A 13,280-nucleotide genomic window follows, 5' to 3' on the forward strand; every position below is an offset into this window, starting at 1 on the left:
AATCATACCCTGTTTGACGTAAAAAAGATATAACTTACGCAAGGCCTTTTTCAAGGTAGTCAATCAGGCCCGCTTCATCAATTCGAGTGCGGTCCACCTTAAAGTAGACCCGCTGATCGTCCGGCATGAACACCACCTCATGCACACCATCGTAAGACAACAGCTTGGCGGTATAAGCGTCGCGATCCGCCTCACTCAACACACCGGTAAACGGAACCGACGCGATGCTCAACGGCAACGGCTTCACCATCGTCGCGGCGACGGCAAACCAAACCAGCCCCATTCCGGCGGTAAACAAAAACAGGCCATCCATACCATACAATTGGTAGAACCAGCCACCCAAGGCACCGCCACAGGCCGCGCCTAAAAACTGGCTGCTGGAATAGACACCACTGGCCGTGCCTTTCTTATCCGCCGGCGACAATTTCACCACCAAAGACGGAAGACTCGCTTCCAGTAAGTTAAACGCCGTGAAAAACACCAGCAGAATCACGAACATCGACCAGAAACCTTCCGCGCCATACAACAACGCCAATTGCATCAAGCTCACCGTCAGCACCGCACCGACGAAAATCGGCTTCATCCGGCCTTTCGACTCCGCCTGGATAATGAACGGCACCATCAAGGCAAATGACAGCAGCATCACCGGCAAATACAACTCCCAGTGGTGCAACGAATCCAAGCCGGCGGTATCGCGAATCAAGAACGGCACGGCGATAAACATCGCCGTCAAGATGGCATGCAGAACAAACACCCCGATGTCCAAACGCAATAATTGTGGGTTTTTAATCACATCTTTGAACTGGCTCGGGTCGGCTTCGGCTTCACGTTGAAAGGTTTGGTTGGAAATTTTCGGCACCATAAAAATGACCAACAGAACCCCCAAAACAGCCAGGCCTGCTATGGCCCAGAAAATTCCGCGCACACCAAACAGCTCGCCCAACATTGGGCCGGCGACCAACGAAACCGTAAACGACAAGCCGATGGTCATGCCGACAATCGACATAGCACGCAACCGGAATTGTTCCGACACCAAATCCGCCACCGTCGCCATCAGAACCGCGGCCACGGCGCCCATGCCTTGCAACGCCCGCCCGACGATCATCATTTCGATGGAATCGGCCAACGCACACACGATCGAACCGACCATAAACACCAACATGCCCAGAATGATCAGCGGCTTCCGGCCGAACCGGTCCGACAACATGCCGTACGGAATCTGCAAAAATGCCTGCGTTAAACCGTAAATCCCCATCGCAATCCCGATTTGGGTTGCGGTCACCCCTTCGAACTCTTCGTGCGCGAACAAGGCGAACACCGGGAAAATCATAAACAGACCCAGCATTCGGGTGGAGAAGATTCCGGCAACGGAAAAAGCGGCGCGCCTTTCCGTCGGGCTCATGCGACGGCTCATTTCAGACATTTATGGTATCCTGTCATTTATCGTTGTTGGCGGCCAGCCCGGCCGTTCCATGGTTTTTCAAAAATAGCACGCATTATAGCATTGTTCCGCTTGGCGGAAAAAGGAGCCTCAAGATGAACTCAATACTTTCGATCCTGCTTGCCGTGACCCTTTCCCTGTTCGCTTTCGGCCAGGCCTGGGCCGATGAAGATGCCAACCGCTTCAACCGCATCAGCTTTGCCGAAACCGTTTCGGAAACCGTCAGCAACGATCAAGTCACCGTGCAGTTCATCGCCCGCGCTCAAGACAGCGACCCGGAGACCGTCGCTCGCGAGGTCAACCAACAAATGCAACACGCCAAACGCCTGATTGACCGCACACAGGGCTTACGCGTACAGACCGGCGGTTACCGAATTCACCCGGTCTATGACAAAGACCAAAACATCCAAACCTGGCGCGGCCAACAAACGCTGAGCATCGAAACCCAAAATTCGCCAGGCCTGGCGAAAATCCTGACGGAGCTGCAAAGCCTGCTCAGCTACAACGGCATGCAGTTCTCGGTTTCCCGCCAGCAACAGAAACGCGTCATGGAACGCCTGCTGAAACAAGGCATTCAGGCTTATCGGGACAAAGCCAAACAAATCGCTCGCGCCTTTGGCAAAGAAGCGTTCAATATTACCGAAACCCACATCGACAATCCGATGCCGCCCACTATTTATCGCCAACCCCGTACCCTAGCCCTTTCCGCCATGAAAGCGGAATCGGCTCCGGTCATGGAAGCCGGACAAACCGATCTTCGACTGACCATTTCCGGCGTGGTCACGATTCGTAACGATACGTTTTAAAAGGTTTTTTCCAACCCCGCAAAGGGGTGCGGCCATGTGAAATTTGCTATAATAACGCTTTTGCTTTGATTCAACCGCAGGCGGATTTTACATGCTAGAAGAGATTATCGTTCGTGGCGCACGCACGCACAATTTGAAAAACATCGACATTGCGCTTCCCCGCGACAAGCTGATTGTCATCACCGGCCTGTCCGGTTCCGGAAAATCCTCTCTAGCCTTCGACACCATTTACGCCGAAGGGCAACGTCGTTATGTGGAATCGCTGTCCGCCTATGCCCGTCAATTTTTGTCGGTCATGGAAAAACCCGACATCGACCACATCGAAGGGCTATCGCCAGCGATTTCCATCGAGCAAAAATCCACCTCCCACAATCCCCGTTCCACCGTCGGCACCGTCACCGAAATCTATGACTATCTGCGTTTGTTGTATGCACGGGCCGGCACGCCGCGTTGCCCGACACACCATTGTGATTTGGTGGCGCAAACCGTCAGCCAGATGGTCGACCACACGTTGGAACTGCCGGAAGGCACGAAGTGTTTACTGGTCGCGCCGGTAGTGCGCGGCAAGAAAGGTTCCCACCAAAACCTGCTGGACGAGCTGCAAGCGCAGGGCTATGTGCGCGCCCGCATTGACGGTAAACTGCTGGAATTGGACGGCGGCATCGAGCTGGATAAAAAATTCAAACACGACATCGAAGTCGTCGTCGATCGCTTCAAAATCCGCTCGGACATCAAACAACGCCTGGCCGAATCTTTTGAAACCGCGCTGCACCTGGCCGATGGTATTGCCCAAGTACTGCCGATGGATGAAGACGATGATTTCCAATTGCTGTTTTCAGAACGCTTTTCCTGCCCGCACTGCGGCTACTCGGTGCCGGAATTGGAACCACGCATCTTCTCATTCAACAATCCACACGGCGCCTGCCCGACCTGTGACGGTCTCGGCGTTAAACAAACCTTCGATCCGGCACGCGTCATTATGCACCCGGATTTAAGCTTGGCGGGTGGCGCTATCCGGGGTTGGGATCGCCGCCATAAATACTACTATGACATTCTCAAAGCCGTGGCCGACCACTATGCATTCGATATGGAAACGCCTTGGACCGAACTGGATAAAAAACACCAAGACATCGTGCTTTACGGCTCCGGCAAAGAAAAACTGCCGTTGCCGCATGGCCGCTATTCCGACACCCGTCGCTTTGAAGGTGTCATTCCGAACATGGAGCGTCGCTATGCGGAGACCGACAGCAAAGCGGTGCGTGACGAACTGGAAAAATTCCGTGTGTCGCATTTGTGCAGCAGTTGCCACGGCACCCGGCTTAACGAGGCGGCGCGAAATGTATTCGTCACCGAAAAAACCCTGCCGGAATTGACTGAACAGCCGATTGGCGAACTCCACACCTTTTTCACAGACCTGAAGCTGGACGGCACCAAAGGCCAGATTGCCGAAAAAATCATCAAAGAAGTGCATGACCGCTTGTCCTTTTTGGTCAACGTCGGCCTCAACTACCTGACCCTGAACCGAAGTGCCGACACCTTATCCGGCGGCGAAGCGCAACGTATCCGCCTGGCCAGTCAGATCGGTGCCGGCCTGGTTGGCGTCATGTACGTGCTGGACGAGCCCTCCATCGGGCTGCACCAGCGCGACAACGACCGACTGTTGAATACCCTGAACCACCTCCGAGATTTGGGGAATACCGTCATCGTGGTCGAACACGACGAAGATGCCATCCGCGCCGCCGATTACGTATTGGACATCGGTCCGGGCGCCGGCGTCCACGGCGGGCGCATCATGGCGCAAGGTTCACCGGATGAAATCATGGCCACCAAAGCGTCGCTGACCGGTCAATACCTGACCGGTGAACGCGCCATTCACATTCCGGAACAACGCCTGCCGCGCACCAAAAACAAAACCTTGAAAATCCAAGGTGCCTCAGGCAACAACCTGAAAAACGTGGATTTGGAAATCCCGGCCGGTTTGCTGACCTGCATCACCGGTGTATCCGGTTCCGGCAAGTCGACACTGATTAACGAGACTCTCTATAAGATCACGGCCAACCAACTGAATAAAGCGGCATTGGAACCGGCCGCTTATGACAAGGTTTCCGGACTGGAGCATTTTGACAAGGTGGTCAACATCGACCAAAGCCCGATTGGCCGCACCCCACGTTCCAACCCGGCGACTTACACAGGGTTGTTTACACCGATCCGTGAATTGTTAGCCGCCACGCCGGAATCGAGAACCCGTGGCTACACGCCCGGCCGTTTCAGCTTCAACGTCAAGGGCGGTCGCTGTGAAGCCTGCCAGGGTGACGGCGTTTTGAAAGTGGAAATGCACTTCCTGCCGGATGTGTACGTGGCGTGCGACGTCTGTCACGGCGCGCGCTATAACCGTGAAACCCTGCAAGTGGATTACAAAGGCAAAAACATTCATGAAATTCTGGAAATGACGGTGGAAGATGCCCGGGCGTTTTTCGATGCCATTCCGGTGATTGCCCGTAAATTACAAATGCTGATGGAAGTCGGGCTCGGTTACATCAAACTCGGACAGAGCGCGACCACCCTCTCCGGCGGTGAAGCCCAGCGCGTCAAATTGGCAAAGGAACTGTCAAAACGCGATACCGGCAACACCCTTTACATTTTGGATGAACCGACAACCGGCTTGCATTTCCACGACATTGAGCTATTATTGAAAGTCATTCAAAATCTGCGCGACCAAGGCAATACCATTGTCATTATCGAACACAATTTGGACGTGATCAAAACAGCGGATTGGATTGTGGACCTCGGACCCGAAGGCGGGTCTGGAGGCGGTGAGATCATCGCCACCGGGACACCGGAAGACGTGGCGAAAAACAAACACTCCTACACCGGCCATTATTTGAAAAAAATTCTCGACGCCGGCCGGCGTAGAAGCGGCTAAAACCACCAGGCCTGGTGGTTTTTAACTTTGTCCAGGGAGGGCAACACCATGTTGAGTACACCGCTTCGATCCATCTGGCTCGTGATCACGCTAACGTCTATCACGGCCGCCACTTGGGCCAATAGCCTGACAAACGACTGGCAGTCCCCCGCTTACATTGAAAAAGCCTTTTCGGAAATCGCGCTGAAAAATGAATACCGTCAAACGGATGGCCGAGTCATCAAATGGCAACAGCCCATCTACTACCAATACCAGTATTACTTTCTTCCGAAAAACGACTTGGTCACTCGCCTGACCGACGCCCATCTCGCACAACTGAAGAACATCACGAAACATCCGATTCAAAACAGCAATACCGTCCACCCGGCAAACTTCAAAATCATTTTCACCAAGGACCGTTACTACCAAATGGCCATTGATACCTTCGCCCCTTCGGATGTGAAAAACTTGTCCCGGGAAAGTCACTGCATGGGAACTTACCACCTGAACAAACAACACGAAATCGTTCACGCCGCCATCATCATTCCGGTAGACCATGCCATGAGTCGAGGCCTACTACCTGCCTGCATCGTGGAGGAAATTACACAAGTCATGGGACTGCCGAATGATTCGGACTGGGTCAACCCCAGCATCGCCAACGATAAAAGTCGCATCGACCTACTGACCGGCTTGGATTACATCATGTTGAAGCTGCTATATTCACCCGACGTCAAAGCCGGAATGAATCAAAACGACATCCAACCGATTGTTCGCCGCGAACTGCAATTTTATCAGCGCAATGGCCTGATACGTAAGGCAGGACACCTCGTCAATAAAGCCGGGCTGTATCCGCTGCTGAATTAACCGGCCAAATCCTTGATCACCACCCCGGCCAGCATTAAACCGAAGAGGCCAGGCATGTAACTGGCTGTCCCATTCACCACTCGCCCGCGTGCGCCTTCAATTTCTTCCATCGGCCCCGGGTCTTTGGGAAGTTCGGTCGAAAAGACCACCGTGATTCCTTTATGAATGCGTTGTTTTTTCAAGCGCTGCCGCATATTACGCGCTAGACCGCATGTATGGGTCTTCGACACATCGGTAATCTGAATTTTTGACGGGTCAACCCGCCGCCCGGCCCCCATACTCGAAACCACTTTGAAACCTTTTTGGAAAGCCGTTGCCACCAACGCCACTTTACAATTCAGGCTATCGATGGCATCGACCACATAATCAAAATCACTCTGCAGTAATTCGTCCATATCGTCCGGCTTTAAAAAACGCTGAATCGTCACTACCTCACACTCCGGATTAATATCCTGAATACGCGCCTGCATGACCAGTGCCTTATTTTTCCCTAAGGTTGATTCCAGCGCGATGATCTGACGGTTCAAATTCGACGGTGAGACCTGGTCGTGATCGACAATCGTCAGCCGCCCAACCCCTGCTCTCGCTAAGGCTTCAATAACAAACCCACCAACACCGCCCACACCGGCCACCAGGACATGACTGCCTTTCAAGCGTTCAATCCCCTCATCGTCAAACACCAGACGGCTTCGTTCAAATAATGCTTCCATCTCTGCCCTTTAAAAATAATCGTTTGGCATTCTCGCAGCTGTGCTCCAACACTGTTTCTTCACTCACCTGCAATAATGCGGCTATTTTAACCGATAAAGCGCCCAGACCTGCCAGCGGGTTTGAAACCGGAAGATTCTGACCAAAAGGGGCATCCGACTCCAAGACCAACGCGTCCAACCCAATGGCCTGAACGAGCTCATGATACCGACGAGCATTTTCATTCAATAACACCGAATTGACACCTATCAGCATTCCGGCTTCAACAAATTGCTTGGCCATCACTGCACCGCCCGCAAATCCATGCATGACGCCCGCCACGTTTGAATCACGTAAACGCGTCAACATTGGATTAAACGCTTTGGTGCAATGAATTGAAACCGGTAAATCATAACGCTCCGCCAGTTGAATCTGATGCTCAAAAACCGCTTCTTGCCACACCATGGAAGGCCGACCGGCCCCTTTATCCAATCCGATTTCACCGATGGCAAAAATCGCATCACGGTGTACTGACAAAAAATCATCTAGGGCTGACAGTTGCTGAAGATAACCGTCCTGGACAAACCATGGATGCAATCCAATGGCTGGAAAAACGTGTGGATATTGACGGCCTAGTTCCACGGTTTTCAACCAGTCTTCAGATGAAGTGGAAACCGCGAGATAATAGTGTTTTTGAGCTGATGATGGGCGTGATTGAGATGCCAGACACTGGCTAAGGAAGTCGGACGAAAAATTAGCATCCGCTAAATGACAATGTGTATCAAAAAAGCAGGACATAAAAAAGCCAGCTTTCGCTGGCTTAGAACTTAGTCTTCAGAAGACTCGGCTGCTTCCGCTTGAGGGCGGTCAACCAATTCAACATAGGCCATCGGCGCATTGTCTCCCGGACGGAATCCGCATTTCAAAATGCGAATGTACCCACCCGGACGAGACTCATAACGAGGACCCAATTCTGAAAAAAGTTTACCGACTGCAGCTTTATCACGTAAACGTGAAAAAGCGACACGACGGTTGTGAACGCTGTCTTGCTTCGCTAATGTGATTAGCGGTTCGGCAACACCACGCAATTCTTTCGCTTTAGCCACAGTCGTTTTGATCACTTCATGTTCGATCAAAGACGCAGACATGTTTCTGAACATCGCTTTACGATGTGAGCTATTACGATTTAATTTACGACCACTTTTACGATGACGCATGGTAGCTTTCCTTTAAATTATGCTGACTCTTTACTCACCAGGCTTGATGGCGGCCAGTTTTCAAGTTTTGTACCCAAACCAAGACCTCTTTGCGCAAGAACGTCTTTGATTTCTTGTAACGATTTTTTACCTAAATTCGGTGTCTTCAACAAGCTGGACTCGGCACGCTGAACCAAATCACCAATGTAGTAGATTTGTTCGGCTTTCAAGCAGTTTGCAGAACGAACCGTTAACTCCAAATCGTCTACCGGCTGCAAGAAGATTGGATCGAATTCGTTCTCTTCTTCTTCCTGAACCACAATCTCTTTGTGCTTCAAATCCACAAACGCAATCAGTTGATAATGCAACACCGTTGCCGCTTGTTTGATCGCATCTTCCGGATCCAAAGTTCCATCAGTCACGACATTCAAAATCAGCTTATCCAAGTCCGTTCTTTGCTCAACACGAGCGTTTTGAACTTCATAGCTAACGGTTTTAACAGGGCTGAAACTGGCATCCAATTTCAGAACACCGATATTCGCTGATTCGGATTCATCCGTTTGAACCGCTGCACGGTACCCGATGCCTTTTTCCACTTTCAGTTTCATGGAAAGTTCGGCGCCTTCGCTCAAGTGAGCGATGATCAAGTCTGGGTTCATGATTTCAGTATCATGATTCAACTGAATGTCACCTGCTGTTACGACCGCTGGCCCTTTTTTCGACAAGGTCAATTCGGCTTCCGAGGTTTCATTCAATTTAATAGCAACCTCTTTCAAGTTCAGCAAGATTTCCAAAACATCTTCGCGAACCCCTTCGATTGCCGAATACTCGTGCAACACACCGTCAATCTGAGCTTCAACAATCGCCGCACCCGGCATTGAAGATAATAAGATTCTTCTTAAAGCATTCCCTAGAGTATGCCCAAAACCACGCTCTAGAGGCTCAAGAGTTACACGGCTATTAAAACCGCCAACCGTTTTAATATCTACTAAACGTGGAGTTAGTAGCTGCTCTAACATCTCTTGCATTAGAAGTTATCTCCGTTTCAAAGGGTTACTTAGAGTAAAGCTCGACAATTAGGTTTTCTGAAATATCCGCAGATAAGTCTGAACGATCCGGTACAGATTTGAATACACCTTCAAATTTAGAAGGATCAACTTCTACCCAGCTTACATTGCCAGCTTGATTACTCAACTCAAGTGCAGTTGCAATACGAGATTGGCTACGAGACTTCTCTCTAATGCTCACAACGTCACCAGCAGACACTTCGTAAGAAGGGATGTTTACTGATTGACCGTTAACATGAATCGCTTTATGCGAAACCAATTGTCTTGCTTCTGCACGAGTCGAGGCAAACCCCATACGGTAAACGACGTTATCCAATCTGCTTTCAAGCAATTGCAGAAGGTTTACACCGGTTGACCCTTTACGACGGTCGGCTTCTTTATAGTACAAACGGAATTTCTTCTCTAGAACTCCGTAAATACGACGTACTTTTTGTTTTTCTCTTAACTGTAAACCATATTCAGTCACACGTTTGCGGCCGGCTCCATGCTGACCTGGCAACTGATCAATTTTACATTTTGATTCGATGCTACGAACACCGCTCTTCAAAAATAGATCAGTTCCTTCACGACGTGATAGTTTACATTTTGGACCAATATATCTAGCCATCTTCTACCTCTGAATATTAAACGCGACGTTTTTTAGGCGGACGGCAACCGTTATGCGGGATTGGTGTCACATCGGAGATCGATGTAATTTTAAAACCAACACTGTTCAATCCTCTAACAGCTGAATCACGGCCGGGTCCAGGACCTTTAACCATAACATCCATATTTTTAACACCATATTCCGTAGCCATTTGGCCAGCGCGCTCTGCGGCGACCTGGGCTGCGAAAGGTGTACTCTTACGAGAACCGCGGAAACCACTTCCACCGGAAGTGGCCCAGCAAAGTGCATTACCTTGGCGATCCGTAATCGTCACGATGGTGTTATTAAAAGTAGCGTGAACATGCGCAACGGCGTCCGTTACGACTTGTTTTGCTTTCTTCTTAACACGTGAATTTGCTTTTGCCATATCTAATCTCTAAATTTATGCTTAACGCTTAATAGGCTTTTTAGGCCCTTTACGAGTGCGAGCATTATTTTTGGTACGTTGTCCTCGCAACGGAAGACTTCTACGGTGACGAATTCCTCTGTAGCAACCCATATCCATCAAACGTTTGATGTTCATGGTCACATCACGACGAAGATCACCTTCGATTTTGTACTTAGTCACTTCGGAACGAAGTGCTTCTAACTGTTCTTCAGTTAGTTCACGAACTTTCGTTGTTGGATCAATTTTTGTGCTCGCACAAATATTTTGCGCTGTTGTCTGTCCAACACCGTAGATCGATCTCAATCCAATAACGATATGTTTGTTAACTGGAATGTTTACGCCGGCAATACGAGCCATTTTGCGCTCCTTAACTATCCATCTACCGAAAAACGAGCGATTATACTCATTTCTAGGATTAATTACTAGTAGCAATCTTAATTTTTAGTCAATTAAAATTACCGCCCTTTTAAGTTAGCTTTTCTCATCATACTTTCGTATTGACCTGATTGCATATGGGCCTGGATGTTTGTCATAAAATCCATAACCACGATAACGATAATCAGCAATGATGTTCCACCAAAATAAAAAGGAACATTCCAATACAAAATTAAAAATTCAGGCAACAAACATACAAGCGTGATGTAAATCGCACCTGCCAAAGTTAGTCGACTCATAATCGTGTCAATGCGACGAGCCGTTTGTTGACCTGGTCTGATTCCTGGGATATAAGCCCCTGATTTTCTCAGGTTATCCGCCGTTTCGTTTGGATTAAAAACGATGGCTGTATAGAAGAAACAGAAGAAAATAATGGCCATTGCATAAAATAAAATATACAAAGGCTGGCCAGGCGACATTGTCGTTGCAATATCTTTCAACCACCCCATATTTTCAGCTGTTCCAAACCAACCGCCTAGGGTTGCAGGAAATAGAATAATGCTTGATGCAAAAATCGGTGGAATCACACCCGCCATGTTTAATTTCAATGGCAAATGCCCTTCTTGACCGCCATATAGCTTTCGACCTCTCATGCGCTGCGCATAATGAATCGGAATGCGTCTTTGGCCTCTCTCGACGAAGACAACGAATGCAATCACCAAAAACACCAGCCCCAAAAGGACAAATGCGGTAATCGCATGCATGGCACCGGTATTGACTTGTTCAAACGTTCCACCAAGTGCCGATGGCAATCCTGCAACGATACCTGCAAAAATGATCAAGGAAATACCGTTCCCGATACCTCGTTCAGTAATTTGCTCACCCAGCCACATCAAGAAAATGGTGCCGCTGACCAGCGTTGTGACTGCGATAACCTTAAACAAGAAACCTGGTTCTACCACGACGGACATCCCATTAATATTTTGGGACTCCAAGGCGATGGCAACACCCAATGCTTGGAAGGTAGCCAAAACCACCGTCCCGTAGCGAGTGTATTGAGTAATTTTGCGCCGACCAGCCTCACCGTCTTTCTTCAACTGCTCAAGCGTCGGAGAAACAACCGTCAGCAATTGCATAATGATCGAAGCCGAAATATAAGGCATGATTCCGAGAGCCAGAATGGACAGTCGCTCCAAAGCGCCACCTGAGAACATGTTGAACATGTCCAGGATTGTGCCCTTCTGCTGCTCAAACATCGCAGCCAGCGCAACTGGATCAATCAAAGGGACCGGAATATGAGTCCCTAGTCGATAAACGATTAGGGCTCCTAAGACAAAAAAGATTTTTTGACTCAGACCACTTGCACCTGAATTTTCAATTGACTGACTTTTCATAATCAAGCTTCTACGGATCCACCAGCAGCTTCAATAGCAGCCTTGGCGCCAGCTGTAACCTTCAAACCAGACAGTTTGACAGCTTTTGTCAATTCACCACTATTAATCACTTTAACGGTTTTGATTTTATCTGAAACCAAATCCGCGGCTTTCAATGCTTGCAGATCAATGACATCTGAATCCACTGAAGACAGTGTATCCAAACGGATTTCAGCTGTAAACGCAGCCTTGCGAGAGGTAAATCCAACCTTTGGCAAGCGACGTTGCAAAGGCATTTGACCACCTTCAAAACCGATTTTTGGCATACCGCCGGAACGTGATTTTTGACCTTTATGCCCGCGTCCAGCCATTTTACCGTTGCCGGAACCTTGACCGCGACCTTTACGTTTAGCAAGTTTCTTTGCGCCTTCAGCTGGCTTTAAAGTATTTAAATGCATATTATGCTTCCTCTACTTTAAGCAAATAGGAAACTTTATTGATCATCCCTCTGTTTTCAGGAGTATCAACAACCGCTACAGTTTGGTGCATTTTTCGTAACCCAAGTCCTGCAACACACGCTTTATGAGCAGGCAGTCGTCCGATTGTGCTTTTAACCAAAGTAACATTGACTAATTTCTTATCTGACATTTTATTCACCTAAAATTTCTTCGACGGACTTACCGCGCTTGGCCGCAATTGATTCCGGGCTACTCATTCCAGTCAAAGCATTAACAGTTGAACGAACCACGTTTACTGGACGTGTTGTTCCAACACACTTTGCCAAGACATCTTTAACGCCCGCAGCTTCCAGTACGGCACGCATCGCACCACCGGCGATGATTCCAGTACCGTCAGAAGCCGGTAGCAATACGATGTTGGCTGCACCTTGCTTGAAATTGATCGGATATTGCAATGTACCGCCATTCAGGTGGACATCTTTCATGTTACGGCGCGCTTTTTCCATTGCCTTCTTAATCGCAACTGGAACTTCGTTTGCCTTACCACTTCCGTAGCCAACACGACCCTCACCATCACCAACAACGGTTAGTGCTGAAAAACCGAAGACACGTCCACCTTTCACAACTTTTGCAACTCGGCGAACTGAAACCAATTTTTCAATAAGTCCGTCTTGACCTTCTTGTAATTCTTTTGAAGACATTGTTATCCCTTCTTTTAAAACTGAAGACCGTTTTCTCGAGCAGAATCTGCTAGAACTTGAACACGACCATGATATTTAAAACCAGAACGGTCAAATGCAACAGACTCAATGCCCGCAGCCTTAGCTTTTTCCGCTATTGACTTACCAACAAGCTTCGCTGCTTCTTTGTTTCCACCAAAGGCAACTTGCTTTTTAATTTCTGCTTGGACTGTAGAGCTTGAAGCAACAACAGATGAACCATCTGATGAGATAATCTGAGCATAAATGTGCTTAGGAGTTCTGTGCACACAAAGACGTGCTTTATCCTGTGAAGCCAATTTTGCTCGCGTTTTTTTCGCTCTACGTAGTCGGGTAGCTTTCTTATCCATGTATAATC

Annotated in this window: 16 protein-coding genes; 3 read left to right on the plus strand and 13 right to left on the minus strand. The window is 48.9% G+C overall.

Translation table 11 applies throughout. The features are described 5' to 3' along the window. Nucleotides 1-34 precede the first annotated feature (34 nt). Entirely contained in the window at nt 35-1,423 is a 1,389-nt protein-coding gene (locus tag AYJ59_RS11580) for an MFS transporter (RefSeq protein WP_029939605.1), read from the minus strand. A 113-nt stretch (nt 1,424-1,536) separates the two neighbouring features. On the opposite strand from AYJ59_RS11580, the gene AYJ59_RS11585 reads away from it, so the two are divergent. The 3 genes from AYJ59_RS11585 (at nt 1,537) to AYJ59_RS11595 (ending at nt 6,013) form a co-directional block, all read left to right on the plus strand. Further along, nucleotides 1,537-2,247 carry an SIMPL domain-containing protein gene (locus AYJ59_RS11585; RefSeq protein ID WP_164730771.1) on the plus strand — a complete coding sequence of 237 codons (711 nt, stop codon included), beginning with the start codon at nt 1,537-1,539 and terminating at the stop codon, nt 2,245-2,247. Between the two features lie 91 nt (nt 2,248-2,338). After that, complete coding sequence (gene uvrA, locus AYJ59_RS11590; RefSeq protein WP_127120174.1) at nt 2,339-5,170, plus strand: excinuclease ABC subunit UvrA; 2,832 nt, start codon at nt 2,339-2,341, stop codon at nt 5,168-5,170. Between the two features lie 48 nt (nt 5,171-5,218). Then, entirely contained in the window at nt 5,219-6,013 is a 795-nt protein-coding gene (locus tag AYJ59_RS11595; protein WP_038151841.1) for a DUF2927 domain-containing protein, read from the plus strand. Here AYJ59_RS11595 and AYJ59_RS11600 read toward each other — a convergent pair. From AYJ59_RS11600 to rplR, 12 genes are all read right to left on the minus strand, one after another. After that, nucleotides 6,010-6,723, minus strand: coding sequence for a tRNA threonylcarbamoyladenosine dehydratase (locus AYJ59_RS11600; protein ID WP_127120175.1), 714 nt, complete (start codon nt 6,721-6,723; stop codon nt 6,010-6,012). The two genes, AYJ59_RS11595 and AYJ59_RS11600, sit on opposite strands and share 4 nt — an antisense overlap. Continuing rightward, nucleotides 6,707-7,498 (minus strand): TatD family hydrolase, encoded by a 792-nt coding sequence (locus AYJ59_RS11605; protein ID WP_127120176.1) that lies wholly within the window; start codon nt 7,496-7,498, stop codon nt 6,707-6,709. The genes AYJ59_RS11600 and AYJ59_RS11605 overlap by 17 nt, the downstream gene beginning before the upstream one ends. Before the next feature lie 29 nt (nt 7,499-7,527). Then, the gene (rplQ, locus tag AYJ59_RS11610; RefSeq protein WP_029939599.1) at nt 7,528-7,917 is read right to left on the minus strand and encodes a 50S ribosomal protein L17; all 390 of its coding nucleotides are present in this window, start codon (nt 7,915-7,917) and stop codon (nt 7,528-7,530) included. Nucleotides 7,918-7,934: 17 nt separating this feature from the next. Further along, nucleotides 7,935-8,924, minus strand: coding sequence for a DNA-directed RNA polymerase subunit alpha (locus AYJ59_RS11615; protein ID WP_029939598.1), 990 nt, complete (start codon nt 8,922-8,924; stop codon nt 7,935-7,937). A 25-nt stretch (nt 8,925-8,949) separates the two neighbouring features. Then, a complete protein-coding gene (gene rpsD, locus AYJ59_RS11620; protein WP_029939597.1) occupies nt 8,950-9,570 on the minus strand; it encodes a 30S ribosomal protein S4 in 621 nt (206 codons plus the stop codon). Nucleotides 9,571-9,586: 16 nt separating this feature from the next. Continuing rightward, entirely contained in the window at nt 9,587-9,976 is a 390-nt protein-coding gene (gene rpsK, locus AYJ59_RS11625) for a 30S ribosomal protein S11 (protein WP_011369738.1), read from the minus strand. A gap of 21 nt (nt 9,977-9,997) precedes the next feature. Next, complete coding sequence (gene rpsM / locus AYJ59_RS11630) at nt 9,998-10,354, minus strand: 30S ribosomal protein S13 (RefSeq protein ID WP_029939596.1); 357 nt, start codon at nt 10,352-10,354, stop codon at nt 9,998-10,000. A 98-nt stretch (nt 10,355-10,452) separates the two neighbouring features. Further along, a complete protein-coding gene (secY, locus tag AYJ59_RS11635; protein ID WP_029939595.1) occupies nt 10,453-11,766 on the minus strand; it encodes a preprotein translocase subunit SecY in 1,314 nt (437 codons plus the stop codon). A gap of 2 nt (nt 11,767-11,768) precedes the next feature. Continuing rightward, nucleotides 11,769-12,203, minus strand: a complete 435-nt coding sequence (rplO, locus tag AYJ59_RS11640) for a 50S ribosomal protein L15 (protein WP_029939594.1) — start codon at nt 12,201-12,203, stop codon at nt 11,769-11,771. 1 nt (nt 12,204) lies between these two features. Further along, nucleotides 12,205-12,393, minus strand: coding sequence for a 50S ribosomal protein L30 (gene rpmD, locus AYJ59_RS11645; RefSeq protein ID WP_029939593.1), 189 nt, complete (start codon nt 12,391-12,393; stop codon nt 12,205-12,207). A 1-nt stretch (nt 12,394) separates the two neighbouring features. Next, a complete protein-coding gene (rpsE, locus tag AYJ59_RS11650; RefSeq protein ID WP_029939592.1) occupies nt 12,395-12,904 on the minus strand; it encodes a 30S ribosomal protein S5 in 510 nt (169 codons plus the stop codon). Nucleotides 12,905-12,918: 14 nt separating this feature from the next. Continuing rightward, a complete protein-coding gene (gene rplR / locus AYJ59_RS11655; RefSeq protein WP_029939591.1) occupies nt 12,919-13,272 on the minus strand; it encodes a 50S ribosomal protein L18 in 354 nt (117 codons plus the stop codon). Nucleotides 13,273-13,280 lie beyond the last annotated feature (8 nt).

This window comes from Thiomicrospira sp. S5, from assembly GCF_003991075.1.
GTDB lineage: Bacteria > Pseudomonadota > Gammaproteobacteria > Thiomicrospirales > Thiomicrospiraceae > Hydrogenovibrio > Hydrogenovibrio thermophilus.